The sequence below is a fragment of the Halodesulfurarchaeum sp. HSR-GB genome (genome assembly GCF_031432215.1).
Lineage (GTDB): Archaea > Halobacteriota > Halobacteria > Halobacteriales > Halobacteriaceae > Halodesulfurarchaeum.
Window position 1 is genome coordinate 208,005 of sequence record NZ_JAVKGN010000001.1, and the last position, 25,197, is coordinate 233,201.

At 66.5% G+C, this 25,197-nt stretch carries 26 protein-coding genes; 17 read left to right on the forward strand and 9 right to left on the reverse strand.

The features are described 5' to 3' along the window. Positions 1–4 precede the first annotated feature (4 nt). Genes ilvN through RH831_RS01185 form a run of 5 tightly spaced genes read left to right on the forward strand, consistent with a single transcriptional unit; the run spans position 5 to position 4,571 of the window. Positions 5–580: an acetolactate synthase small subunit gene (gene ilvN, locus RH831_RS01165; RefSeq protein WP_396275454.1), complete on the forward strand. Its 576-nt coding sequence runs from the start codon at positions 5–7 to the stop codon at positions 578–580. Continuing rightward, a complete protein-coding gene (ilvC, locus tag RH831_RS01170) occupies positions 577–1,584 on the forward strand; it encodes a ketol-acid reductoisomerase (RefSeq protein ID WP_310552460.1) in 1,008 nt (335 codons plus the stop codon). The genes ilvN and ilvC overlap by 4 nt, the downstream gene beginning before the upstream one ends. Then, entirely contained in the window at positions 1,577–2,983 is a 1,407-nt protein-coding gene (leuC, locus tag RH831_RS01175) for a 3-isopropylmalate dehydratase large subunit (protein ID WP_310552461.1), read from the forward strand. The genes ilvC and leuC overlap by 8 nt, the downstream gene beginning before the upstream one ends. Further along, the gene (locus tag RH831_RS01180) at positions 2,980–3,606 is read left to right on the forward strand and encodes a 3-isopropylmalate dehydratase small subunit (protein ID WP_310552462.1); all 627 of its coding nucleotides are present in this window, start codon (positions 2,980–2,982) and stop codon (positions 3,604–3,606) included. Before leuC ends, RH831_RS01180 begins: the two co-directional genes overlap by 4 nt. After that, on the forward strand, positions 3,603–4,571 hold the full coding sequence (locus tag RH831_RS01185; RefSeq protein ID WP_310552463.1) for an isocitrate/isopropylmalate family dehydrogenase: 969 nt from the start codon (positions 3,603–3,605) through the stop codon (positions 4,569–4,571). The genes RH831_RS01180 and RH831_RS01185 overlap by 4 nt, the downstream gene beginning before the upstream one ends. 1 nt (position 4,572) lies before the next feature. Here RH831_RS01185 and RH831_RS01190 read toward each other — a convergent pair whose 3' ends face one another. Together RH831_RS01190 and RH831_RS01195 are read right to left on the reverse strand one after the other, a co-directional pair. Continuing rightward, complete coding sequence (locus RH831_RS01190; RefSeq protein WP_310552464.1) at positions 4,573–5,448, reverse strand: homoserine kinase; 876 nt, start codon at positions 5,446–5,448, stop codon at positions 4,573–4,575. Between the two features lie 47 nt (positions 5,449–5,495). Continuing rightward, positions 5,496–5,885, reverse strand: coding sequence for an IS1 family transposase (locus RH831_RS01195; RefSeq protein ID WP_310552465.1), 390 nt, complete (start codon positions 5,883–5,885; stop codon positions 5,496–5,498). Between the two features lie 133 nt (positions 5,886–6,018). Between RH831_RS01195 and RH831_RS01200 the strand changes: the two genes are divergently transcribed. Then, the gene (locus RH831_RS01200; protein WP_310552466.1) at positions 6,019–7,902 is read left to right on the forward strand and encodes a C69 family dipeptidase; all 1,884 of its coding nucleotides are present in this window, start codon (positions 6,019–6,021) and stop codon (positions 7,900–7,902) included. Positions 7,903–7,923: 21 nt separating this feature from the next. On the opposite strand, the gene RH831_RS01205 is transcribed toward RH831_RS01200, so the two are convergent. After that, positions 7,924–8,517 carry a metal-dependent hydrolase gene (locus RH831_RS01205; protein ID WP_310552467.1) on the reverse strand — a complete coding sequence of 198 codons (594 nt, stop codon included), beginning with the start codon at positions 8,515–8,517 and terminating at the stop codon, positions 7,924–7,926. Positions 8,518–8,709: 192 nt separating this feature from the next. Here RH831_RS01205 and RH831_RS01210 point away from each other — a divergent pair, with 192 nt between their 5' ends. Genes RH831_RS01210 through RH831_RS01235 form a run of 6 tightly spaced genes read left to right on the forward strand, consistent with a single transcriptional unit; the run spans position 8,710 to position 14,396 of the window. Then, positions 8,710–10,569, forward strand: coding sequence for an NEW3 domain-containing protein (locus tag RH831_RS01210; RefSeq protein WP_310552468.1), 1,860 nt, complete (start codon positions 8,710–8,712; stop codon positions 10,567–10,569). A gap of 5 nt (positions 10,570–10,574) precedes the next feature. After that, on the forward strand, positions 10,575–11,465 hold the full coding sequence (locus RH831_RS01215) for an ATP-binding cassette domain-containing protein (RefSeq protein WP_396275455.1): 891 nt from the start codon (positions 10,575–10,577) through the stop codon (positions 11,463–11,465). After that, the gene (locus RH831_RS01220) at positions 11,462–12,250 is read left to right on the forward strand and encodes an ABC transporter permease subunit (protein ID WP_310552471.1); all 789 of its coding nucleotides are present in this window, start codon (positions 11,462–11,464) and stop codon (positions 12,248–12,250) included. Before RH831_RS01215 ends, RH831_RS01220 begins: the two co-directional genes overlap by 4 nt. 54 nt (positions 12,251–12,304) lie before the next feature. Continuing rightward, positions 12,305–13,498, forward strand: coding sequence for an MBL fold metallo-hydrolase (locus tag RH831_RS01225; protein WP_310552472.1), 1,194 nt, complete (start codon positions 12,305–12,307; stop codon positions 13,496–13,498). 2 nt (positions 13,499–13,500) lie between these two features. Further along, positions 13,501–13,983: a YeeE/YedE thiosulfate transporter family protein gene (locus tag RH831_RS01230; protein WP_310552473.1), complete on the forward strand. Its 483-nt coding sequence runs from the start codon at positions 13,501–13,503 to the stop codon at positions 13,981–13,983. Then, positions 13,980–14,396, forward strand: coding sequence for a DUF6691 family protein (locus RH831_RS01235; protein ID WP_310552474.1), 417 nt, complete (start codon positions 13,980–13,982; stop codon positions 14,394–14,396). Before RH831_RS01230 ends, RH831_RS01235 begins: the two co-directional genes overlap by 4 nt. Here the strand turns inward: RH831_RS01235 and RH831_RS01240 are convergent. From RH831_RS01240 to RH831_RS01250, 3 genes are read right to left on the reverse strand one after another with little or no spacing between them, the layout of a single operon-like run. Beyond that, positions 14,388–15,722, reverse strand: coding sequence for an MFS transporter (locus tag RH831_RS01240; RefSeq protein ID WP_310552475.1), 1,335 nt, complete (start codon positions 15,720–15,722; stop codon positions 14,388–14,390). The genes RH831_RS01235 and RH831_RS01240 overlap by 9 nt on opposite strands. A gap of 45 nt (positions 15,723–15,767) precedes the next feature. Beyond that, positions 15,768–16,967 carry a cation:proton antiporter gene (locus RH831_RS01245; RefSeq protein WP_310552476.1) on the reverse strand — a complete coding sequence of 400 codons (1,200 nt, stop codon included), beginning with the start codon at positions 16,965–16,967 and terminating at the stop codon, positions 15,768–15,770. A gap of 36 nt (positions 16,968–17,003) precedes the next feature. Then, the gene (locus RH831_RS01250; RefSeq protein ID WP_310552477.1) at positions 17,004–17,501 is read right to left on the reverse strand and encodes a TrkA C-terminal domain-containing protein; all 498 of its coding nucleotides are present in this window, start codon (positions 17,499–17,501) and stop codon (positions 17,004–17,006) included. 150 nt (positions 17,502–17,651) lie between these two features. On the opposite strand from RH831_RS01250, the gene RH831_RS01255 reads away from it, so the two are divergent. From RH831_RS01255 to RH831_RS01270, 4 genes are read left to right on the forward strand one after another with little or no spacing between them, the layout of a single operon-like run. After that, entirely contained in the window at positions 17,652–18,164 is a 513-nt protein-coding gene (locus RH831_RS01255; RefSeq protein WP_310552478.1) for an ester cyclase, read from the forward strand. Between the two features lie 51 nt (positions 18,165–18,215). Continuing rightward, a complete protein-coding gene (locus RH831_RS01260) occupies positions 18,216–19,187 on the forward strand; it encodes a metal-dependent hydrolase (protein WP_310552479.1) in 972 nt (323 codons plus the stop codon). 46 nt (positions 19,188–19,233) lie between these two features. After that, positions 19,234–19,776: a hypothetical protein gene (locus RH831_RS01265; protein WP_310552480.1), complete on the forward strand. Its 543-nt coding sequence runs from the start codon at positions 19,234–19,236 to the stop codon at positions 19,774–19,776. 33 nt (positions 19,777–19,809) lie between these two features. Further along, positions 19,810–20,820 carry an aldo/keto reductase gene (locus tag RH831_RS01270; protein ID WP_310552481.1) on the forward strand — a complete coding sequence of 337 codons (1,011 nt, stop codon included), beginning with the start codon at positions 19,810–19,812 and terminating at the stop codon, positions 20,818–20,820. Here the strand turns inward: RH831_RS01270 and RH831_RS01275 are convergent. Together RH831_RS01275 and RH831_RS01280 are read right to left on the reverse strand one after the other, a co-directional pair. Beyond that, the gene (locus RH831_RS01275) at positions 20,817–22,643 is read right to left on the reverse strand and encodes a DEAD/DEAH box helicase (protein ID WP_310552482.1); all 1,827 of its coding nucleotides are present in this window, start codon (positions 22,641–22,643) and stop codon (positions 20,817–20,819) included. The two genes, RH831_RS01270 and RH831_RS01275, sit on opposite strands and share 4 nt — an antisense overlap. Before the next feature lie 33 nt (positions 22,644–22,676). Continuing rightward, complete coding sequence (locus RH831_RS01280) at positions 22,677–23,837, reverse strand: anion permease (protein ID WP_310552483.1); 1,161 nt, start codon at positions 23,835–23,837, stop codon at positions 22,677–22,679. 87 nt (positions 23,838–23,924) lie between these two features. Here RH831_RS01280 and RH831_RS01285 point away from each other — a divergent pair, with 87 nt between their 5' ends. Further along, positions 23,925–24,344, forward strand: coding sequence for a universal stress protein (locus tag RH831_RS01285; RefSeq protein ID WP_310552484.1), 420 nt, complete (start codon positions 23,925–23,927; stop codon positions 24,342–24,344). A 33-nt stretch (positions 24,345–24,377) separates the two neighbouring features. Here RH831_RS01285 and RH831_RS01290 read toward each other — a convergent pair whose 3' ends face one another. Further along, complete coding sequence (locus tag RH831_RS01290) at positions 24,378–25,136, reverse strand: winged helix-turn-helix transcriptional regulator (RefSeq protein WP_310552485.1); 759 nt, start codon at positions 25,134–25,136, stop codon at positions 24,378–24,380. Between the last annotated feature and the right edge of the window lie 61 nt (positions 25,137–25,197).

Genomic DNA, 25,197 nt, shown 5'->3' on the forward strand with positions numbered 1-25,197 from the left:
GAAGATGGCCGGCCCGGCCCCCGAGGACCGGGAGAAGCCGACAGGCCGCCGCAACTCACAGGGCATCCGCATCGACCCCAGAGCGGAAGCCGAGGCCAAACCGCGACGGACCGTGATCTCGGCCCTGGTCGATCACAAACCCGGGGTCCTCGCGAAGGTCTCCGGACTCTTCGCCCGTCGGCAGTTCAACATCGAGAGTTTGACTGTTGGGCCCACGGTCGATGAAACGATGGCCCGGATGACCATCGTCGTCGAGGAGCCCGAACCGGGCATCGAGCAGGCCAAACGTCAGCTCCGCAAGCAGGTCCACACCTGGTCGGTCCGAGAGGTCGAGGGCGCGATCGAGCGCGAACTCGCGCTGATCAAAGTCGACGGGCACGACCCCTCGGGGGTCGCCGCCCTCGCGGAGATGCACGGCGGGCAGGCCGTGCGGGCCGACGACGAGGTCGTCACGGTCGAGTTGACGGGGACAGAGGCAGAGATCGACGCCGCCATCGCGGCGTTCGAACAGTTCGGCGTCCACGAAGTCGCCCGCACGGGCACCGCCGCCCTCGCCAGCGGCACGCGATCCACAGCATGACTGAAGAATTCACCCGACCGGTATACTACGACGAAGACGCGGACAGCTCACAGATCGACACGAAGACCGTCGCCGTCCTCGGCTACGGCAGCCAGGGCCACGCCCACGCCCAGAACCTCGCGGACAGCGGGGTCGACGTGGTCGTCGGCCTCCGGGAGGATTCGTCCTCCCGGGACGCCGCCGAGGCCGACGGGCTCCGGGTCGCCACGCCCACAGCCGCGGCCGCCGAGGCCGATATCGTCTCGATGCTGGTCCCCGATACGGTCCAGCCCGCGGTTTACGAGGCCATCGAGCCCGAACTGGACGAGGGGGACACCCTCCAGTTCGCCCACGGGTTCAACATCCACTACAACCAGATCGAGCCGCCCGAAGGCGTCGACGTAACCATGGTCGCCCCGAAGAGTCCCGGGCACCTGGTACGACGTAACTACGAGGCCGGTGAGGGCACGCCCGCGCTGGTCGCGATCTACCAGGACGAGACGGGCCAGGCCCTCGAAGAGGCCCTGGCCTACGCCCAGGGCATCGGCTGTGCCCGGGCCGGCGTCATCGAGACGAGCTTCCAGGAGGAGACCGAATCGGACCTCTTCGGCGAGCAGGCCGTCCTCTGTGGCGGGGTCACGAGCCTGGTGAAAACCGGCTACGAGACCCTGACCGAGAACGGCTACAGCCCCGAGATGGCCTACTTCGAGGTCCTCAACGAGCTCAAACTCATCGTGGATCTGATGTACGAGGGCGGGCTCTCCGAGATGTGGGACTCGGTTTCGGATACCGCCGAGTACGGCGGCCTGACCCGCGGCGACGTCGTCGTCGACGAGGAGGTCAAGGCGAACATGGAGGAGATCCTGGCGGAGATCCAGGACGGCGAGTTCGCCCGCGAGTGGATCGCGGAGAACCAGGCCGGGCGACCGTCCTACACGCAACTCCGCAACGCCGAGAGCGAGCGGGAGATCGAAGAGGTAGGGGACCGCCTGCGGTCGATGTTCGCGTGGGCCGACGATGAGTGAGGGCACCCTGTACGACCACGTCTGGAACGAGCACCTGGTCGAGACCCTGCCGACGGGCCAGGACCAGTTGTTCGTCGGGCTGCACCTGATCCACGAGGTCACGAGCCCCCAGGCGTTCGGGATGCTCCGGGAGCGAGACCTGGAGGTCGCGTTCCCCGAGCGGACTCACGCGACCGTCGATCACGTCATCCCGACGAAGGACCGGTCGCGACCGCTCGAAGACGACGCCGCAGAGGAGATGCTCGCGGCCCTGGAGACGAACACCAGTGAGACCGGCATCACCTACTCCGGACCCGAAACGGGCGATCAGGGCATCGCCCACGTGGTCGGCCCGGAGCAGGGGCTCACCCAGCCGGGCATGACCATCGTCTGTGGCGACAGTCACACCGCCACCCACGGGGCCTTCGGCGCGCTGGCCTTCGGGATCGGCACGAGCCAGATCCGGGACGTCCTCGCGACTGGCTCGGTCGCCGCGGAGAAACACGACGTCCGGCGCATCGAGATCACGGGCGAGTTGAGCGAGGCCGCGACGGTCAAGGACCTCGTGCTCGGGCTTATCCGCGAACTCGGCACGGACGGCGGCGTGGGCTATGTCTACGAGTACGGCGGCCCCGTCGTCGAGGCCATGTCGATGGAGGAGCGGATGACCCTCGCGAACATGTCCATCGAGGGCGGTGCGACTGCGGGGTACATCAACCCCGACGAGACCACCTACGAGTACCTGCAGGGCCGCGACGCGGTCCCGGAGGGTGAGGCCTTCGAGGAGCGAAAGGCCTACTGGGAGTCGATCCGGTCGAACCCCGACGCGATCTACGACGACGTAGTCGAGTTCGACGCCTCCCAGATCGAGCCGTCGGTCACCTGGGGGATCACCCCGGGGCAGGTCGTCGGCGTCACCGAGCCGATTCCGGCCCCGGCGGATCTCCCGGCCGGCCAGCGCGACGCCGCCGAGCGAGCCTACGAACACATGGACGTCTCGCCGGGCGAGACCATGGACGGCTACGGCGTCGACGTGGTCTTCCTCGGTTCCTGTACGAACGGCCGGTTGCCCGACCTGCGGGCCGCCGCCGAGGTACTCGAGGGCCACGAGGTCGACCCGGACGTAGAAGCCCTGGCCGTGCCAGGGAGCCAGCGGGTCAAGGCTGCCGCCGAGGCGGAGGGCCTCGATTCGGTCTTCCGCGAGGCCGGCTTCGAGTGGCGTGACGCGGGCTGTTCGATGTGTCTGGGGATGAACGGCGACCGCCTGGAGGACGGCCAGGTTTCGGCCTCCTCGACGAATCGCAACTTCGTCGGCCGCCAGGGCAGCAAGGACGGCCGGACGATCCTGATGAGTCCCGAGATGGTCGCCGCCGCGGCGATCGAAGGCGAAGTGACCGACGTGCGAACCCTCGACCAATGAGCGACGAACCACCCGCCCCGCGTGTCACGTCCGTCAGCGGCACCGGGGTCCCGATCAGGGGCAACGACATCGACACCGACCAGATCCTGCCGGCCCGGTTTATGAAGGTCGTGACCTTCGAGGGCCTGGGACAGTATGCCTTCTACGACCAGCGGGTCGAATCCGAGGACCCACACCCCCTCGAAGACGACCGGTTCCGCGAGGGCTCGATCATGGCGGTCAACGCGAACTTCGGGTCGGGCTCCTCCCGCGAGCACGCCCCACAGGCGCTGATGCGCTGGGGCGTCGAGGGCCTGATCGGCGAATCCTTCGCCGAGATCTTCCGCGGGAACTGCCTCTCGCTTGGCCTGCCGACGGTCACCGCCGACAGCGAGACGGTGACCGAGATCCAGGACTGGATCGAGGCCAACCCGGACGGCGACATCGAGATCGACGTGGCCGAGGCCACGGTGACCTACGGCGACCAGGAGATCGACGTGGGGATCGACGACGCCCAGCAGCGGGCCCTGACCGAGGGCACCTGGGACACCACGGCCGTCATGCGAGCGAACTTCGAGCAGGTCCGTGAACGGGCCGCGGCCCTGCCCTACATCGAGGACGAGGAGATCCCGGAGGCACGATGACCCACGAGATCGCCGTGATCCCCGGGGATGGCATCGGCAGCGAGGTCATTCCGGCCGCGATCGAAGTACTCGAGACCCTCGACGTGGACTTCGAGTTCACCGAGGCGGAGGCCGGCGACCACCTCCTCGAAGACGGGCGCGAGCCCCTTCCCGAAGCGACCGAAGCGCTGGCCGCCGAGGCCGACGCGACGCTCTTCGGGGCGGCCGGCGAGACCGCCGCCGACGTGATCATCCCGCTCCGGGCCGCCGTCGACTCCTTCGTGAACGTCCGCCCCGCGCGAACGTACCCGGGGGTCGACGCGGTCAAGGGCGAGACCGACCTGGTTTTCCTCCGGGAGAACACCGAAGGCGTGTACGCGGGCCACGAGGACGACCTGAGCGAGAATCTCAGCACGCTGACCCGGGTCGTCACCGACGAGGCCGCCGAGCGACTGGGCGAGTACGCCTGTGAGTACGCCCCCGAGGGCTTCACCATCGCGCACAAGGCAAACGTCATGCGGAAGACCGACGGCCGATTCCGCGACGCCGTCTCCCGCGTGGCCGAGGAGCACGGCGTCGAGACCGACGAGGTGCTCATCGACGCGCTGGCGATGCACCTGGTCTTGCGCCCGGAGGAGTACGACGTGATCGTCACGCCGAACCTGGCCGGAGACGTGCTCTCGGATTTGGCGGCGGGGCTGGTCGGCGGCCTCGGCCTGCTCCCGAGTGCGAACGTCGGGCCGGAGCGGGCGCTGTTCGAGCCAGTTCACGGGTCGGCCCCGGACATCGCCGGCGAGGGTATCGCCAACCCCAGCGCGACGATCCTGAGTGCGGCGATGCTGCTTGACTACCTGGATGAACCGGAAGCGGCCGAACGCGTCCGCACGGCCGTCGAGGCGACCCTCGAAGCCGGCCCGCGGACGCCGGACCTGGGTGGCGACGGGACGACCGAGGACGTGACCCAGGCGATTCTCTCGCGACTGTAAGTCAGTGGACCGTCGCGCCGGACCCGATCATCGTGGAGAAGGTTCGGGCGTCGATGTCGATCGACTCGAAGGCATCCACCATCGCACCGGCGACGGCTCGTTGATCGCCCTGATGAGTCACAGCCAGGAGGGCCGGCCCCGCCCCGCTGACGGTGACGCCAGTCGCGCCGGCCGCGGTGGCGGCTTCGACTGCTCGCTCGTAGCCGTCGATGAGCGCGGCCCGGGCGGGCGTGACCGTCGACTCGGCCATGCCCTGGCCGATCAGTTCGGGGTCGTTTCGGTGCATGCCGATCGTGAGCGTCGCAGCGTTGCCCACCGTCTCGGTCATGGTCGATAGCTCGACCGTCGACGGGAGGACCCCGCGAGCCTCACGGGTCGAGACGACGGTTTCCGGGAGGCAGGCCACCAGTGGCACCTTCGCGTCCACGGATTCGACGCCGTCCTCTCGGACGACCGTGAACCCACCCAAGATGGCCGGAGCCACGTTGTCGGCGTGCGCAGAGCCCGAGACCGCCGCCTCGCCCTCGGCGGCGACCCAGACCAGGTCCTCGCGAGTGTGATCGGTGTCGTACAGCTCGGAGAGTGCCACGGCCGCGGCGGCGGCGCTCGCGGCGGACGAACCCAGACCGGAGGACGGCCGGACGCCCTTGTCGATGACGATCCGGGCCGGGGTTCCCAGTTCCTGGGCCACGACCCCGGCGGTGTTCTTCGCGGGGTCTGTCGGGATGTACTGGCTCCCGACGCCGCTCACTTCGATCGTGGTTTCGGGGGCCCGCTCGACCCGCACCACGTCCAGCGGGCGGTCGAAGGCCACGCCGAACACGTCGAAACCGCTCCCGAGGTTCGCACTCGTCGCCGGAGCCGTGACCGTCAGCATGCACCTGCGTAGCACGGGATTGGGGTATAAGTGTGGCGACCCGCCGGTCAGAGCAGATCCGAAACGTCGGGTCGCTCACCCTCGGTCCGGTTTTGCACGTCATGCACGACGTTTAATACCGTCTTGTAGGTCCGGTCGAGTGGCCGGGCGATTTCCGTGGTGGTTGCCGTCCCCACCCGATCGACGATGTAGCACAGTTCCGCGATAGACAGTTGCCGGCCGGCGAAAAAGGTCCCCGTGATGTCGGTGAAAACCCGCTCACAGTCCTGGCACTGATACCGCTGGGCTCCTTTCCGGGACCGGCCCTTCTTGATCAAATCGACACCGTTACAGTTCGGACACCGAACCGTCTCGGGCCACCGGGTGGTCCGGATCTCGTGCAAACACTCGCGTTTTGCAGGCAACACGACCGTCCGGGATGTCCCCGCCCGCGACATTGGTTGGCATTAGCACATCGAGTTGCAAAAACGTACTGTCAGACAGACGTCTTCGTTGCAGACAGATCACGGGGAAAGTACTCAGAATTACAGACACGTACAAGTGAAACCATGTCGACCGCTGACATAGGTCATGAAAGGACCACCACTGACCCGACGCAATTTCGGGTCACTCGTCGCCGCAGGCATCACGCTGCCGTCGATTGCTGGGGCTGCATCCGGCCAATCGGCCGACACAACTGACCAGGAAGCCGAAATCGACGACCGGGCAGGTGGAACGGAGATCCACACGCCGGAGAAGAGCATGGGGATCTACGTGGGGAGTGATCTGACCGACGACGGTTCGACGATCTTGGCCGGGTTCGGCCACGAACCGTCGAGTCACTGGCTGGAGATCGTCCCCCACCAGGAACACGATTCCGATGCGACCTGGACCGTGGGCGTGACCGAGAACGCCGACATCCCGGGGGAACTCACCGAGATCCCACAGACCGAGGAGACCTACAAGTACATCTCCTCGATGTACTCCTTTTACGCGGGCTTTCCGCCGCCCCTGACCAACGGCGGACTCAACGAACACGGGGTCGCCGCCCGGGACATCTGGTCGCCGTCCCGACCCGAACTCGTCGACATGGCCGAAGCCGAAGCACCACAGACCGGACCGCAGTACTCCGACCTGGCGAAGGCTGCGATGGAGCGAGCGAGTACTGCGAAAGAGGCAGTCGAAATCGTCGGCGGGCTGATGGACGAACACGGCTATTCAACCTACGGCGGGAACTCACACCTGTTCGCCGACGAAGACGAGGGCTGGGTGTTCATCAACTTCGCCCATCCCGACGGCGACCTGTGGGCCGCCGAGCGTCTCGGCTCGGACGAGGTCCGGGTCTCGTACCCGGGCTATATCCAGGAGTTCCCAGTCGAACACGAGGACGACCCGGATTACATGGGCTCGGAGAAGCTAGTGAGCTTCGCGAGAGGCCAGGGCTGGTGGGATGGTGAGGGTGACACGCTCAATCTGCTCGAGGTCTACGGGGCGGGGCAGTTCCCGGCCGAGGCAGACGAGTACTTCTACCCCGAGTTCTACCAGGGAGCCCGGAGCCCGCCGGATCGAGAGCAGGACCTCCGGGATATGAGTCCGGTGAGCCTGGAGGACGTGCTCGTCTGGATCCGTGATCCACGCTGGTCGACCGACTTCCAGGGCTACGGACAGGTCGCCCACATTCGTCCCGACGTGAGAGAGGAACTGCAAACGCTGTGGACCGCAGTCACCTCCGCAGCGGGAACGCCATACGTCCCGATACCGATCGCGACCGAAGAGGTTCCCCTCGAGTTCCAACAGCATCGCTACATGACGGCGGATGCAGCAAGTAATTTCCTCGATAAGAACTGGCAGCACCAGGAGGCGACCCGATATGCGACCCGCGAGTTCAAGCGGTTGCTCTACCTGACTGCCGAGCATCCCGAGGAGTTCTACACGGACGTGACGGGCGCGATCGAGGGCTTCGAGCAAGATCTGCTCGCGGAGCGAGACGAGATCGAGTCCGAGGCGATCAGCCACTACGAATCAGGCGAGGACCAAAAAGCGCGTGACCTGATCACGGAGAACGTCAGGACTCGCCTGCTCGAAAGCCTCTCCCTCGGGATGGAACTCGCCGACGAAGTGCAGAGGACCACTCGGGAAGAGTTCGGGTTCAGACGGCCGGAACGACAGGAGGCTCCCGGTGAGACGGCTCCTGGGACGAGCCAGCCGATGGCCGAAGGTGGCTGGGGTGACATGGTGTACGTCTACGACGATGCCACCCACGAGTTCCCCCGAGAACACGGCAGTTTCACCGAGTCCGAGTCGACCGAGACGCCGACGACCACGGAACAGGAGGCAACGACCACCGAAACACCCACGGAAACGGACACGGCAACCACAGAAACCGAAGCCCCAGGCTTCACGGCCCTCACAGCGGGTGCCGGCGCGGGTGCCGCCGGATATCTGCTGAAGCGGCACGTCGACAGCGACGACTGAGCGGCCACCCAGGCACGCTTTTCAGACGATCTCGCCGTCCTGAACGAGATGCACGGAGACGCCAAAGAGAAACAGTGCCGGCAGCACGATGGCCGAATACAGCGTGGCCGTCGGCGAGAGGCCAACGACGGGACCGAGAACGTACAGCCCGGAGCCACACGCGGCTCCAACCCCGACCCAGAAGGCCAGTTCGTGTAACAGGCCACGATGGGCAGGTATCAGCGCTTGGAGCCCGTCGTCAGTTTTCGCCAGCACGATCGTCACCGCTGCAGCCACCAGCAGGACGACCAGCAGTTCCGGCGGCACCGTCGGCAGGCGGTCGCTCGCGGAGCCCTCGACGACCGCGACGAGCAACTCCCAGTAACGGCCGACGAAGACACCGATCACGAGCACCAGCAGGCTGCTAACCGCACCCACCAGCCGTCGACGGGGAATCGAACTGTTCGAGTCCAGATCCGGGGCCATCCCACCCAGAACGACCAGTCCGGAGCCGCACAGGCCCACTGCCGCGAGCCACGGGTCCTCGGTCAAGACGTAGGTGAGCCCAGTTATCAACGGGGCGACAAGCATGGCGACCATCTTGGCCGCGCCAACGTGTTCGTCGTATCCAGGCATGTCGACAGGAAATGGATGGGGCGGCAAAAATCCACGGCTATCCCGGCGACGGCAGCGGGGTGGGCCGAACCGGCTACCACCAGGGGCACATACTGTTATGAGTCAGGCAGGCGAACGGACGGGTATGATCAGCGAGGCGGCTAGCTGCCGCGTGCAGCGACGGTCCGGGGGGCGCCCAGGGAGGCGGTCGTAGTGAAACAGCTCCGGGCCGTCCTGCTGGCCGTGCTAGTGGCCGGCAGCGTGCTCGCCGTGCCAGTCGCGGCGATCGAGGACCCGCGCTTCGAGACGATGGTCTCCGAACCCCAGCTCCAGCCGGGAGCCGAACAGTCCCTCGCGGTGACGATCACGAACGACGACGAGGACCCCGATGATCGCGTGGAGACGGCCTCGAACGTCCTGGTGACCGCGACTGGCGGCTCGACCCCGATCGACGTGCGCTCCGGACAACGGCGGCTCGCTGACCTGCCGGATGGGGCCTCCGACACCGTCGAATTCAACGTCGAAGTGCCGGCCGACCTCCCGGGGGGCACCTACGAACTGCCGATCGAGATTACCTACGAGTACGAGGGCGACGAACGTGAGACCGACACCATTTACGCGACTGTCGAGGTCCCCGAGCGTCCGATCTTCGAGGTGACCGAACAGACGACAGATCTCTACGCGGGCGAGACTGGGGTCCTCAACCTCTCGGTGCGGAACAGCGGTTCGCTGCCCGCAACCGACGCGATTCTCGCAGTCTCCGCGCCGAATTCCGCACTGACCGTCGGCGAGGGTACTGCAAACGCCCACGTCGGCGAGTTGGCACCCGGGAGTACCACAGAAATCGCCGTCCCCGTCACGGCAGGCCAGTCCGCAGTCGCCAACGCGTATCCCGTGACCGTCACGCCGACCTACAACAACGAGAACGGCATCGAGCGAACGGCCCCGTCGCTCTCGGTCGGGGCGACACCGAAGCGAGGGGCCCGGATCGACGTTCGCGAGGTGGCCGGGACAGTTGTCGCGGGCGAGACGAACCGCGTCGAGGTGACCCTCGAAAATGCGGGCTCCACGACCCTCACCGAATCCGTCCTGCACCTGGAAGCCGTCTCGCCGGGGCTCACCTTCGACGGGGCGGCCACTACCGCACAGTTCCTGGGGACCTGGGCCCCCGGGGAGACTCGCGCCGTCTCGACGGACGTAACCATCGGCGAGGGGGCCGAACCCGGTGACGCCCCGATCGAGGCGACCGTCGCCTTCGTCCATCCGACTGGCGTCTCTGCGCGGACCGGGCCCACCACCGTCGGCGTGGGCCCGCCTGTGGGCGGCCCCATCGGGTTCGACGCCGTGGAAATCACCCACCAGGGACCGGGCGCCGTGCTCTCCGCCCAGGTGACAAACCAGGGTGAAGAGCCGCTCGAAAACGCCGTGGCCACCCTGGAATCGGTCGATCCGACGATCGACGTGGGCGGACCGGCGACGATCGGGACCCTCAACCCGGATGAGACGGCAACGATCGCCGTCGAGGTGCGCGGCGCGCCCGGAGTGAACCTCGCCACCGGGGCCTTCCAGGCACAGCTCCAGTACGACCGCGCCGGCCAGCCCTCCCGGAGCGATCGAACGACGCTTCGACCGTCGGTCACCGCGCCGGAACACCTCTTCGACGTGACGCCCAGAAACGCCACCTTCGAGATCGACGATACCAACGAACTCCGCGTGACCGTCGAAAACGAGGGCGAGACGAGATTGACCGACCTCAGAGCCAGGCTTTCCGCCCGGGAACCCTACACGAGCCAGTCCCCGACCACCTTCGTCGAATCCCTCGATCCCGGCGAATCGGCGATCCTGACCTTCGAGGTCACCACCCCGGAGGACGGGGTCGCGACCACGGATGTCCTGTCCCTGAACCTGACCGCCGAGACGCCGGCGGACCGGACCGTCGTCGACGGCCCCCATCGGGTGCCGGTGACCATCGACAGTCCCAGCGGCGGGACGAGTGGGTCCACCGCCGTCGCCATCGGGGCCGTCGTCGTGATCCTCGTCCTGGCCGGGGGCTGGTGGTGGCTCAACCGGTGACCGAGATGCCGGCGATCGAAGTTCAAGCGCTGACAAAGCGCTTCGGCGAGACCGTCGCGAACGACGCCCTCGAATTTCACGTCGAAAGCGGGGAGATATTCGGCTTCCTCGGTCCGAACGGGGCCGGCAAGACGACCACGTTGCGAACCCTGCTTGGCTTGCTCTCCCCGACGAGCGGGACCGCCACGGTCCTGGGGGCCGACGTTCGGGACGAGGAGGCACTCAGGCAGGCCCGAAAACGGATCGGCTACCTGCCCGCCGAGTTGAGCTTCACCGAGTCGGTCACCGGGGAGTCGTTTCTCGGCTATCAGGCCGCCCTGAAGGGCGATGAGCGACTGACGGAGATGACCGACCTCTTCGACCCGCCACTCGAGAAGCCAATCCGAACCTACTCATCGGGCAACCGCCAGATGCTGGGACTTATCCAGGCGTTCATGCACGACCCGGATCTGGTCATCATGGACGAACCCACGAGCGGGCTCGACCCGCTCAAACAGGAACGGCTCAACAGCTTCCTCCGGGCCGAACGAGAGGCTGGCACGACGATCTTCTTCTCCTCGCACGTGCTGGGCGAGGTGCGGCGGATCTGTGATCGGGTCGGGATCATCCGGGAGGGCGAACTCGTCGCCCTGGAGGACATCGAATCGCTTCTGGCGAAGGGTGGCAAGCGGGTCCGACTCCACACCGACGAGCCGCTTGCGGCGGACGCCCTGGATCTGTCCGGGATCGTCGACTTCGAGCAGGTCGGGACGGTGACCCGCTTTACCTTCACGGGGGATTACAACGACCTTCTGGCGGCACTCTCGACGCACTCACTGATCGACATGGAGATCGAGGAACCGCCCCTGGAGGAAGTCTTCATGCACTACTACGGGGACGACCGGAGGGAACGATGACCGAGATCATGAAGTACGAGGCTCAACAACGCCTCAAAGGGACGCTGACGCTTCTCGTGGTGGTGAGTTTCTACCTCGCACTTTTGGTGTGGCTGTTTCCCTCGATCGAGGCGGCGGGCACGTCCTTCGAGGAGTACGCCCAGGCGTTGCCCGAGTCCCTGCAGGCGGCCTTCGCCATCGAGTCCATCACGACCATCGAGGGGTTTCTCGCCGCCGAGATCTACCAGTTCATCTGGATTCTCATGCTCGGGCTGTATGTCACCTACCTCGGGGGCGGGCTGATTGCCGGGGACATCGAATCCGGGCGCATCGATCTGTTACTGGCTGCGCCGGTCTCCCGAATTCGCGTCGTCGTCGAGAAGTTCGGGTCGCTTCTGGTGCCGATCCTGGCGATCAACGTCCTCATGCCGGTCGTGGTGCTCGCCGCGGTCCTCAGCATCGGCGAATCCCTGCCGGCCTTCGACCTGGTCGTCCTGCATGCCTTCTCGGTCCCCTATCTGCTTCTGGCCGCGGCGATCGGACTCTTCCTCTCGGTGTTCTTCGACCGGGCCGACATCCCCCAGCGGGCCGGACTGGGGGTCCTCTTCGCGCTTTTCACCCTGGAGACGGTGACCTACGACACGGACATCGAGTGGGTCGGCGCGCTGAGCCCGACCCGGTACTACGACCCGGCCGCGATTCTCGTCGACGGGGAGTATGACGTCGCCGGTGCACTCATCCTGCTTGCGGCCACGCTGTTGCTCGTGATCGCCAGCGCGGAGTGGTTTCGCCGCCGAGACGTGTGACCCCTTGCAGGGGCACACAGCCTTATACTCGTCCGGAACGAATTCGTGTCAGCGATGCACGAGCGCGATACTGGAGCGGCCGTTCCCGAACCCGAGGCCCCCGTCGAGTCCATCTCCCCGGCGGCGCTCCGCGAACGGATCGATCGGGGCGATCCGGTGACGGTCCTCGACGTGCGGACCACAAGTGACTTCGAGGAATGGCATCTCGAAGGCGAGTCCGTGACGGTGGAAAACCGACCGTACTACGAGTTCCTCGAAGCGCCGGGGCTCCCCGAGGATCTGCCACGGGGCGACCCGCTAGTCGTCGTCTGTGCGGAAGGGGACGCCAGTGACTACGTGGCCGGCGAACTGCGGTCGGCCGGTCGGGACGCCGTCACCCTCGACGGTGGCATGGCCGGCTGGGCGCGCATCTACGACCGCAACGAGATTGCCGGCTACGACGGCCCCGGAGTACTCTACCAGTACCACCGCCCCTCGACGGGCTGTCTCTCCTATCTGCTCGTCGACGGTGGGGAGGCCGCAGTGGTGGACCCGCTGCGGGCCTTCCGGGACCAGTACGTCGAGGACGCCGCCGCGCTGGGCGCGGACCTGGTATACGCGATCGACACACACTGTCACGCGGACCACGTCAGTGGCGTCACTGCCCTCGCAAAAGAGGGTGTGACCGGTGTCGTCCCGGAGCCGACCACCCAGCGCGGGATGGAGGCAGACGTCGACTTGCTCCGCATCGAGGACGGTGACGAACTCATAGTCGGAGCGGCGACGATCGAAACCAGGCACACACCGGGGCACACCAGCGGTATGAGTTCCTATCTCGTCGGCGAAAGCGTAGTGCTAACCGGTGACAGCCTGTTCGTGGACAGCGTCGCCCGGCCGGACCTGGAGGCCGGCGACGAGGGGGCCCCCGAGGCCGCCAGGCAGCTCTACCGGAGCCTCCAGGAGCGGATCCTCTCCCTCGATCCGGACGTGATCGTCGCCGGCGGGCACACCGCCCCAAGTGACTCACCTGGGTCCGATGGCACGTTTACGGCACGGCTGGGCGCGCTCGTCGATCGGATGGCCGTCCTCTCGAAGTCCGAGGACGAGTTCGTGGAGCACGTCCTGGCCGACATGCCACCGCGGCCGGCCAACTTCGAGCAGATCATCGCGGCGAACCTCGGCAAACAGTCCGTCGACGACGAGGAGGCCTTCCGCATCGAACTCGGGCCGAACAACTGTGCGGCCGGTCACGGGACCTCGACCGGGTAAGGATGGTCCTTGGCCCACCCCTCGGGTTGTTTCCAAACGGAATTATCCACTACGCCGTTGGCGGTATCCTCGTTGGCCTGGGTGTCGTCGTCATCTACCTCGGTACTGGCCTGACTCCCGGAGCGAGCACGTTCCTCGAATCCGCCCTCTCTTATGTTTCGGATCGGGAGTGGTTCCAGCGCCCCTCGCTCACTGCCTCCCGGAGCTGGCGGCTCGTGTTCACCCTCGGAATCGTCTCGGGGGCGGCCCTGTACGCACTCCTCCTGGGCGAGGGAGTCTGGACGACCGAGGTCCAGCTCTGGCGGCTGGCGGTCGGTGGCTTCCTGGTGGGTGTGGGCACCCGAGTCGGGAAGGGGTGTACCTCCGGCCACGGGATCTGTGGCATCGGGTCACTCTCCGGGACCTCGATGGTAAACGTCCTGCTCTTTCTTTCCGTCGCCATCCTGACCGCCGGGGCGGTCGCCGCACTGGGGGTGAGTCCATGAGCGACCGCGGACTCGGCTTCCTACTGCTGGTCTACGTCGGCGGCCTCCTCTTCGGCCTGGGACTTGCGGTGAGCCAGATGGCCCGACCGGAGGTCGTCCTCGATTTCCTCCAGCTCGAGGACCTGGGCCTGCTCTTCGTCATGGGTGGGGGCGCAGTCCTCGCCGGCGTCGTGTTTGCGATCGCGAGTCGGTCGGGCCGGGCCGCCCCGCTGACCGGCCGGCCCTACGGCTTGCGACTCCGCGAATTCGACCGGAACGTCGCCATCGGCGGCGTGATCTTCGGGGTCGGATGGGGGCTCTCGGGCATCTGCCCGGGCGCGGCCTACGCGAGCGTTGGCATCGGCAACTACCCGATCCTGGTCGCCATCGCGGGCATGTTCGCCGGCGCGTACGTCCAGGGCGTGTTACGCTGAACGGGCCGAAAGCGCCCGGAGCGACCCGACGAGAACGGCCCCAGCCACCACCAGCCCACCCGCGGTGGCGAAGGCAACGACGTATCCGAAGGTGGCGAGCCAGCCGCCAAGCACGCTGCCGATCCCGCCGGCAAACGCCCCCAGTGCGGTATAACTCCCCAGCACCTCCCCACGGACGCCCGGGGTCGCGAGTCGGGAGACGATCGTGGTTCCGACCACCAGAATGACGGCCCAGGTGAGTCCGATCGCGGCCAGCAACACACCGAGCATAATCGTCCCAAGACTGGTTTGGCCGACGCCAGCGAGCAACGCGACCAGCGGGAAGAGCAGTCCACGAACGAGTAGCGCCCCGGACTGGAGGAGCCGAACGTCCAGGCGATCCGCGAGTGTGCCCACACCCTCATAGAGCACAGCCGAGCCGAGACTGGAGACCAGGTACAGCGCGAAGACCCGCCCAGCGTCGAGGCCGACGGCGGTCAACAGGTGTGGCAGTGGCGCCCAGAACATCGCAAAGCCCGTGAAGAAGAGCGCGGCGGCGAGGAGATAGATCCCGAGAATCGAATCCAGTCTGGCGCGCAGCCGACCGGGACTGATCGCCCGCGTCGACCAGTAGATGCGGTTTGGCGACATCGCGAAGGTCGCCTCCCGAACCCCGCGCCCGGAGCGTTCCACCAGCCGGGCGATTCGACGGATCTCCCGTTCGCTTTGCGGACCGCCCGCCGGTCGTGGAAGGGTCCGCGCAGCGCCGATCGTACTCGCCGCGGCGAGGCCTGCGAGAAGAAAGAAGAGCAGCCGGGAGATCGTCTGTGGCTCGAACACCCGTGTCGTCACGAGCGGGACGACCGTCCCCAGGACCAGTCCCGCGGCCCAGCCATACCCCTGAAACTTGTTCACCCGGCCGATCTGTCGGCTCCAGGCCGACTCCGGTCGGTCGGCGACCACCAACATCGTCACGACCGGTCCGACCGCAGCCACCACCAGCCAGAGCACCGTGTTCGCCGCGATCACCGCGGGAATGGACTGGAGAAACGGGAGGATCACGAGCACGACGGTGACGGTCCCCAGTGTCACCAGCACCAGCGAGCGACGGTGGCCGACGTGACTCGCCAGTCGGCCGAACAGGATAGCCCCGGGAACACCGGCAAAGGCCGCCATCGCGGCCAGGATTCCCAGTTCCGCCGGGCCGGCCCCGAGCTGGACGATGTAGAGCGGAACCAGAAGCGACGCCCCGCCGAACGCCGCGGCTCCGAGCGCCCAGGCGAGAACCCACCCTTCGGTCCCCGGGGCCGCTGACGGTTCGGCGTTCGCTGGGGACGGCTCGGTCACTGACTGTGCGTTGGATCGTCGCCGTCAAAAATCTGGGCGGCCGTTTCAGGCAAACCGCCGACTGACCGCGTTCTCGATCGGGGTGGCATACTGCATCAGTGTGGTCCCCAGCACGCTCATCACGAGCACGTAGCCCACCGCGAAGGCATAAATCGTCTCCGCGAGACCGGTCGACAGCACCCCGCCCGCCCCCGAGAGCGCGAGCGCGGCGATGATGAGCGTGAACTCGCCCCGGGTCGTCATGCCCAGGGCAACCCGAGTCGAGCGACGGACGTTCAACCCGTAGATCCGGCCCGCCAGGTAGCCACTGGCGAGTTTCGTCGGGGTGGTCAGGAAAACGGCCAGGACGATCAGGCCGAGGACCTCTCCCAGCAGGAGCGGGTCGGTCACCAGGCCGATCCAGAAAAAGAAGATCGCGGCGAAGACATCCCGAACCGGTTCGAGTAGGGTCTCAAGCCGCGAGACGTGCCCGGTCGCCGAGAACGCCATCCCGACGAAGAAGGCCGCGACGGCCTCACTCACGCCCAGTAGGAGCCCGAGTCCGGCGATGGGCACCACGAGTCCGAGCGCCCGAAGCACGAGAAACTCCCGGGAATTCGTCTCGAGCAGCGCCTCGAACACCGGCGTTCCGTACTGGACGACGACCAGTAAGCCCAGCATGAAGCCCACGGCGACCCCCATCGACTGGACAGTCTCCGCGAGATCGCTCCCACCGGCCAGCATCGCAGAGGCCACCACGAGATAGAGTGCGATCAGGAGGTCCTCGGCGACCAGGGTGCCCAGGATCGGGCTGGCCTCGTCGTTGGCGATCCACCCGAGGTCGATCAGCGACTTCGAGATGATCGCCGAGGAGGAGATGTAGACCGCACCGGCGATCAGGAACGCCGGCAGGACGGCCCGGAAGAGGACATACCCCAGCAACAGCCCCACCCCGAAGTTGATCGCGAAGTCGATCGCGCCGGCCGCACTGATTCGGGCCCGATCGGCCAACAGTCGATCGAGATTGAACTCCAGGCCCAGGAAAAGCAGGAGGAGCACGATCCCCAGTTCCGCCCCGAGTTCGACGAACGGCGTGGTCTCCAGGGAGATCGGGCCGAGCCGACCCGCGACGAAGGGGTTGAGCACCATCCCGGCGAGGATGTAAAACGGGATGACCGACTGGTCGATCCGGGCCGCAAGCGCCCCGACGAGCCCGACGGCTGCGAACAGCAACCCAAGCTCCAGCAGGGCCGTCTCAGTCGCCACGGGCCCACACCTCCGGGTCGATCCAGTCCAGGGCCATCACTCCTCCGTGACCTCGTCGGCGACCAGCGCCTCGAAGTCGAGGACCTGGGACTGGGTCCCGATCACGACGAGGACGTCCCCGGGCTCGACGGTGGTGTCCGGCCCTGGCGAGGTAATGATCTCGTCGCCACGCTGGATGGCGACCACGAGGACGTCACTGCCCTCCCGAATAGCCGACTCGCCCAGCGAGCAGCCGGCGAGTTCCGAGTCGGGGGTGACGGTGTACCACTCGAGGACGGTGTCCCCCGGGAGCATCGTCCCCTCGTGATCGACTTCGACTGGCTGGAACTTCGCGCCCTCCAGGATCGAGCCGATGGTCTGGGACAGCTGATTCGAGGCCGTAAAGATCTTCTCCGCGTCGGCCTCCGGGTTCGACTTGCGGTAGACCTCCCGCTTGCCCGTGTTGTGGATCACGATGACCAACTGGGCCCCGTCGCCGATGTCGATCTCGAACTTCCGACCGACGCCGGGCAAATCGGTCTCGTAGACGGTCATGGCGTGGGGTTGTCGGCCCGACACATTAAGCGGGTGGGGCGGCCGATCCAAGATTGGTTCTCACTGGCGGAGAATTGCCAGCATTACCTTATACTTTCCCAACATGTTAGAACACGTCGGTGCCCGGTTGGCACCGCAGGGGAGAGGACGATGACAGAAGGGGACACCACGGAACAAACGATCAAAGAGACAGAGCGCAGATTCGTCGAGGAGGTCTGGAACGGTCGACAGTACGATCGAATCGCGGAGATGCACACCGAGGACTTCCTCGGACACTGGTTCGATCCGGAGCAAGACCCGACCGATCTGGCGGGGCTCGAACGGTTCATCAAGACCGCCCACGAGGGGTTCTCGGATTTCGAGATGACGATCGAGTTCATGCACGTCGACGAGTCGACAGTCACCGCCGGGTTCACCGTCACCGGAACCCACGACGGGGAGTACATGGGTATCCCGGCGACCGATGAGCCGGGGGACACGCGAGGGATCTGGGTGCACAGATACGAGGACGGCAAGATCGCCGAGGCCTGGGCGGCCTGGGACGCCCTCGGGCAACTTCAGCAACTCGGGGTCATTCCGGAACAGTTCTCCCTCGCCTCGTTCCTCGAGACCGGGGCGAGCCTGGCGACACGGGGTATCCTCAAGCGGAGCCACTCGGACTGACACGAGCGCCGGCCACAACACCCAGGATACTCCGTCACGAAGGGGGACTCGATGTTCGTCGGCCACGAGTTTTTGGCACTCGCCGCCGGAATCGCCCTCGCCCGAGCCGCCGGCCTGGAGCGCGAGCGGGCACTCACAGTCGGGCTCGTGGCCGGCGTGAGCGCCGCGCTCCCCGACCTCGACGTTCTCGTCGCCGTCGTGGGCGCTGCGGGGGCCCTCGCGGAACTGAGCGTCGCCGGCTGGGAACAGTTCTGGGTCGCCTCGGAAGGGATCCATCGGGGAGTTACCCACACGCTTCTCGCGAGTGCCAGTGCCGCCGTGGTGCTCGCCGCGAGTGCCGTCGGCCAGCGGGCAGCGAGACAGGGCCGCCGCCTGGAGGTATCCGGAGCCATCGCGGTCGGGGCCGCGACGGTGTTCGCGGTACTCGCTTTTCTTGGCCCGGCCGTGCCAAGGACGGGCTGGCTGGGCTACAGCCTCATGCTCTTCGGGGCGATCGTGGTCGGCGGGCTCGTCGGCTCGCGGTCGATCCTCGGTTGGCGGCCCGTCCTCGGTGCTTCCCTGCTCGGGCTTCTCAGTCACCCCTTCGGTGACGTGTTCATGGCGAGTCCGCCACAGGCCTGTTACCCGCTGGGACCGTTCATGACCGCCCCGATCAGGCTGGCCGCCGATCCCACGCTGAACCTGCTCGGGATCGCACTGGTCGAACTCGGGGCGGTCTGGATCGGGCTGTTCGCGGTGGCCCGCGTGCGGGACCTGAATATCGTGCGTGCGATCGACCGGCTGGCACTCGCCGGCCTGACGTTTCCGCTCTTCATGGCATTGCTTCCGACACCGACGATGGCCGCGGCCCACTGGCTGGGGTTCCCACTCGTGCCGTTTGCCCTGCTGGGGCTCGTCCCACTGCGCGACAGCGAGCGAGCGGCTGACGAGCGGCTCTACCGCTCGATCGCGACCGGGACCGCCACGCTCACCCTGGGCCTGCTCGCCTATGGACTACTCCTGCTAGCTCCGGGGCTGGTCTGAACCCGACCGACACAAAACACATGAGTGGATGGCGCAACCTGCAAACATGACCGCCCTCCCACATGTCTCCCTCCACGCCGTCGTCCTCTTTCTCTCGGTGGTGATCGCGGCCATTGCCACCCGCCTGACACTCGCCGCCCGGGGCTCACCAGAAGCTCCCCACCGGTGGCCCCAGGTCTTTCTCGACCGACTGCTGGGTGGGTTGCGAGCGGGGGGCCGAGAGCGGTACTACTGGGTCGGAATTTTGGTCTACGGGGCCGTCGTCTCCGGGCTTCACTTCGGCGGCCTGCACTTTGCCGTGTACGACGCGATCGCCCAGTGGGATCTCTTTACCCACGCTCTGAGCGGGGCCGGCGTCGCCGCGATCCTCCATCTCACCTTCCACCAGGAGAGCCGGCAGTCCCAGTGGTGGATCCTGCCGGCCGTCCTGGCCATCGGGGCCGGCTTCGAGGTCTACGAGTTCGTCTTCAAGAGCTTCTGGCACACCTGGTCCTGGCAGTTCTACCTCACGGACACCGTCCTCGATCTCGTGGTGAACGTCCTCGGGGCGGGCGTGTTCGTCGGGCTGGCCGCGCTCCAGGACAGTTGAACCTTTTTGGCGACCCGCGCCAATTTACTGTCCATGACGGATTTGGCGTCGATTGACCTCGACTTCGTCAAACTCGGTTCAACCGGCATTCAGACCAGCGAACTGCAGTTCGGAACCTGGCGGTTCGGGCGGGAGACCCAGGAAGGGAACGTCGAGATCGACGAACAGCGGGGCAAGGAACTGCTATCGGCCTACGAGACCGCGGGCGGCCGCTACATTGACACCGCCGACATCTACGGCGGCGGCCAGGCCGAGACGTGGATCGGCGACTGGCTCGAAGATCGGGACCGCGAGCGGTTCACCATCGCCTCGAAGATCTACTGGCAGACCCGCGACGGGGATCCGAACAGCCGGGGCACGAACCGCAAGAACATTCGCCATCGCATCGACGCGCTGCTGGACCGACTGGGCACCGATTATATCGACGTCCTCTACATCCACCGCTGGGACGACACCACGAGTGCCCGGGAGCTGATGAAGACGCTGAACGGGCTCGTCGAGGCCGGAAAGGTCCACTATCTGGGGGCTTCGACGCTTCGCCCGAACGCCTGGAAAGTCATCAAGGCAAACCAGATCGCCCGTCGGGAGGGCTGGGAGCCCTTCACCGTCCTGCAGCCCCGGTACAACCTGGCCGATCGGGAGATCGAGGGCGACTACCTGGAGATGGCCCGCCGGGAGGACCTGGCGGTCTGTCCCTGGAGCCCGCTCGGTCAGGGCTTTCTCACCGGGAAGTACAGCCGCGAGGATGGGCTGACCGGCGAATCCCGGGCCGCTGAGTCGGACCGCTTCCAGGCGAACTACCTCACCGAGGCGAACTTCGACCTGCACGAGGAACTCGACGCCGTCGCCGAGGAAGTCGGGGCAACCCCGGCCCAGACGGCCCTGGCCTGGCTCATGCACCGGGACGGCGTGACCGCACCGATCGTGGGGGCCCGGACCGTCGACCAGCTCGAAGAGAACCTGGGCGCGGCGGCCGTCGATCTGAGCGACGAGCAAGTCACCCGGCTCACGGAGGCAAAGCCGGGACCCTACGCAGGACTCTAGTCCGAGCCGAGCGTGCGCTCGGTGACAGGCACTCCCTTGCTCGAGAGGTGATGCATCTGCTGGACGGCGAAATCCGACTCCCGTGAGCCCTCGGTGGCGAGGACCACGACCGAGGCGTTGCCCGAGGGGCGCATGATTCGACCGGCCCGCTGGGTGCCCTGGCGTCTGGACCCGCCGAGTCCCGAGGCGATGACCGCGAGTTCGGCGTCCGGGAGGTCGATCCCCTCGTCGGCCACCCGCGAGACGACGAGGGTGTCGAGGTCGCCCCGGCGGAACGCCTGGAACAGCCGGGCCCGTTCGGCGTGGGGGGTCTCCCCACTCACGAAGGGCACGTCGAGGGCCTCCGCGAGCCGGTCGCCCTGATCGAGATACTCCACGAAAACAAGCGCCTTGGCGGCGGGTCGCTCCCCGAGTGTGTCCCGGACCGCCTCGATTTTCGCCGGATTGGTCGCGGCCAGCATCCGTTTCTGGTGGGTGCTCGCCGCGGCATGCTCGTCCTTGGCCGTTTCCTCGAAGGGAACATATCGGATCTCCACGCTGGGCTGTTCGACGTAGCCGGCATCGAACAGCGTGTCCCAGTCGGTCCCGATCGGCGGCCCGATCAGCGTATAGATGTCCCGCTCGCGGTCGTCCTCCCGCAGGGGCGAGGCCGTCAGTCCCAGCCGATGGCGGCTCTGGAGATCGGCGGTCAGTCGATGCACCGGTGAGGGAACCCGGTGGGCCTCGTCGTAGACGATCAGTCCCCAGCGCCGGCTGTCGAAGAGGCCACGATGGCGGTCCATGCTTGCGATCTGGTAGGTCGCGATCGTCACCGGACGGATCGACTGCTCCCCGCCGTGATACTCCCCGATATCCTCAGGGTCGAGGTCGGTGTGCCGGCGAAGTTCCTCGTGCCACTGACCGGCCAGTTCCCGGGTCGGGACGAGAATCAGGGTCTCGGCTTCCAGTTCCGCGAGGATGCCCATGGCCGCCACGGTCTTGCCGCTCCCGGCCGGCCCGACGAGCACCCCGGCCCCGGCCTCCAGGAAGCGGTCCCGCCAGTCCTGCTGGTAGTCCCGGAGTTCGAGGGAGAGCGAGCACTCCAGGCGGTCGCCAGTGTCGAGTTCCCGCTCGTCGCGGACGGGATAGCCCGCCTCGTAGAGAATGCGCTTGATCTCGGCTTCGGCGCCCTCGACCACCCAGCTCGTGGCGTCGTCGATCGGGCCGTGAAGCTGTGCTTCGCCCAGTTCCTCGCGAGCGACGTTGCCCATCAGCGAATCGCTCTGGGCTTCGAGTATCGTGTAGCCGTCCTCGTGGGTCCGGAGCGTGAACTGGCCGGCGCGTTGCCACTGGGACTCGATCCAGTCTTCGAGGGTTGGTTCGGGCCCGCCCAGCACGTCTCTCACGGTTCCGCGCAAGGACTCGAAGGAATCGTGTGGGGCCGCCCAGACGTCCGCCTGGCGGATCTCGTAGCGATAGCCCGCCTGGCCGTTCGTGTCAGCGAGTCTGGCGAACTGCGAGAGTTGTGCGCGGGTGAACTGGGCGGGCTGGTCGACGACGATCTCGTGGCGGTCGGGAAACGGCACGACCCGCTCGCGGGTGGTCGTGTCCGCCCACTGCTCGGCGTAGAACACCACCGGATCGCCGTCGACTGCCACGCTCGATACCTGTCCCGCCTCGACCAGTTCATCGAGCAGGTCGGCCGCCGCGGCCTGGGTGTATCCCAGGGCCGTCGCCACGTCCGTCGCGGTGACGACGGGTCGTTCGACGGCCTCGATGGCGTCGCGAAACGCCTCGATGGCCGCGTCGGGATCGGCAGGTGGCTCTGATTCGGACCGTGTCACGGCCGGACTAGTCTCTCCGGGTAGTTAAGCCCGTTACAAAAGGAAGAATCGGAAGGTCAGGTAGGAAAGCCCCGTCGCGACCGACGGCCCGATGATCCAGAAGACGACAAAGCGGACCACCGTCGACGGCTTGAAGAGCTTCTTGCCGGATACAACGTCCTCGGGTGCTTCGTCGCCGATCCTGGCGACCGCCTCGCCGGTCTCGACGGTGAGTGAGTCCACGGTCACCGGCGTCCCGGACCCACGCACCAGTTGGGAGACGGTCACGGGCCGGGTCGCCCGGCCCCAGCCCAGCCCCACGATCGTCATGACCGTCGCCAGCGCCAGGCTGATCGGGATGCCAAGCCAGGACGCCACGGTCGTGATCGTCGCCCCGACGACCATGACCACCGTCGCGGCCAGAAGCGGGAGGTCGGTGAGATCGTTTCCGACCGACTCCATCGTGCGCCGGGCGATCGTAAACGCGCCCAGGCCGATGGCGACGGTCCCCAGGATGATGCCCTCGTTCGGGTCGACCAGTCCCCCGCCGACCAGTGGCGCGACCGCGTTGGCGATGTTACTCGCGCCCGCGCTGAAGGCCATGTAACAGGCGATCAGCAGGACGACGACCGTGCTCAGAAGTTCACGCTGGGTCGTTCCGGGACCCAGGGCTGGTCGCGGAACGCCGCCGGAGCGATCGAGAACCAGCAGCGGCCCCGCGGACTGCTGGATCGCGACCCGGCGGTCGAGATGTGGGTACAGATACCGGCCGATGAAGGCACCCGCCCAGAACCCGAGCACCGGCGCGATGAGCCACCAGACCATGATCGAGCCGACGACCGCCCAGTTCAGCTGCCGGGTGGCGATCCCCAGCCCGGCGATCGCCCCGACGGCGGTCATCGAGGTCGACACGGGAACCCCATACAGGTTCGCCAACAGCATCCCCAGCCCGATGAACCCGAGCACGGCGATGCTGGCTTCGATGCTAAAGGCCGACTGGGGCACCAATTCCCCACTCAGGGTCTCGATGACGTTGCGGCCCACCGTCCACCCACCGAGAAAGACAAACCCCGTCATAAGCGCTGCGGCAGCCGTTTTGTTGATGATGCGCGCGCCAACGGCTGGCCCCCAGGCGACCCCCGTCGAGGAGCCCCCGATATTGAATCCCACGAAAGTCGCCGCGAGCAGCGCGATCAAGAGCAACGTCGAAATCATGAGCGGAGTTTGTATCCGTTGTGCTGGCAGCGACCGAGAGAGGTTTCGCTCCGGCGGGTATTAGTTTTCCCGTCCCCTAGAGACGGTATGACAAAACGCGTCCTCGTTCCAATGGACGACTCGGAGATGGCGACGCGGGCACTGGAGTACGCGATCGAGACCCACCCGGACGCGGAGATCACGGTCCTCAACGTCGTCGGCGAGCCCTCCTCGATGATGGGACAGGCGACTGGGCTGGCTCTCGCCGTGGATTTCGAATCGAAAGCCGATGAGTACGCCGCACCGGTCCTGGAGGCCGCCAGAGAGACAGCCGCCAAGGCCGGCGTCGAGATCCAGACGGACGTCGCCGTCGGGCACCCGGCCCGGGCGATCATCAACCACGCCGAGGACTACGATCTGGTCGTCCTGGGAACCCACGGTGGCTCGCTCTCCGATCGGTTGCTCGTGGGCAACGTCGCCGAGAAAGTGTTCCGACGGTCGCCGGTTCCAGTCACGGTCGTCAGGTAGGGTATCCCGACGGAATCGGGGCGGGCCGAGCCGTCACCGCGGGGGCGCACGCTCCCCCAGGAACGCCTCCAGGGTCGTCTTGGAGAGCCCCGATCGGGAGTGCAGCGTGACAAAATCCCCCGTCTCGATTCGCGTCTCGCCGGTTGGCGTGAGTGACTCGCCGTCCCGGTTGATTCGGACGATAAGCACGTCTTCGGACAGCAGTCCGGACCCCTTTGCCGATTTGAGGGTCTGTCCGGCCACGGTGGCGTCCGCCTGGACCAGCAACTCGAAGACCTCGGCGTTGCCCGCGAGACCATCGACACCCGTGACCGGCGAGACGGGATCCGCCTCGCGAGGGCCAAACGGGGCGTAGGGCCGAACGTACTCCCGGTAGACGAGTTTCTCGTCGTCGATATCGACGCCCAGCGAACTCACGTGCTGGGCGATCTGGGTCAGATCGTCGGTATCGTCACCGACGACTTTCACGCTCAGATCGCCGTTCCCCGACATGTACTCCTGGACGTTGATAACCCCGGAGATGTCGAGGATTCGCTGGGCCATCTCCTCCCGGTCGTGATCGCCGGTCGAGCAGACGAAGGTGTAGGTCAGCCGACCGCCGACCTGCTCGTAATCGATATCCGCGTGATACCCACGGATAATCCCCGCTGACTCCAGTTTCCGAATGCGATTGCGTACCGTCGGCGCGGAAACGTCCACCGCCTCGGCGATCTCCGGGGCGGACGTGTGGCGGGCCTCCTGGGAGAGGTAATACAGGATCGTCTCGTCGATGGAATCGATACCCCGTGTCATCGATGACTGAAACTTGGTTTCGATCGGTATTATATGCCCGATATTTCGCTTCGTTCAGCGT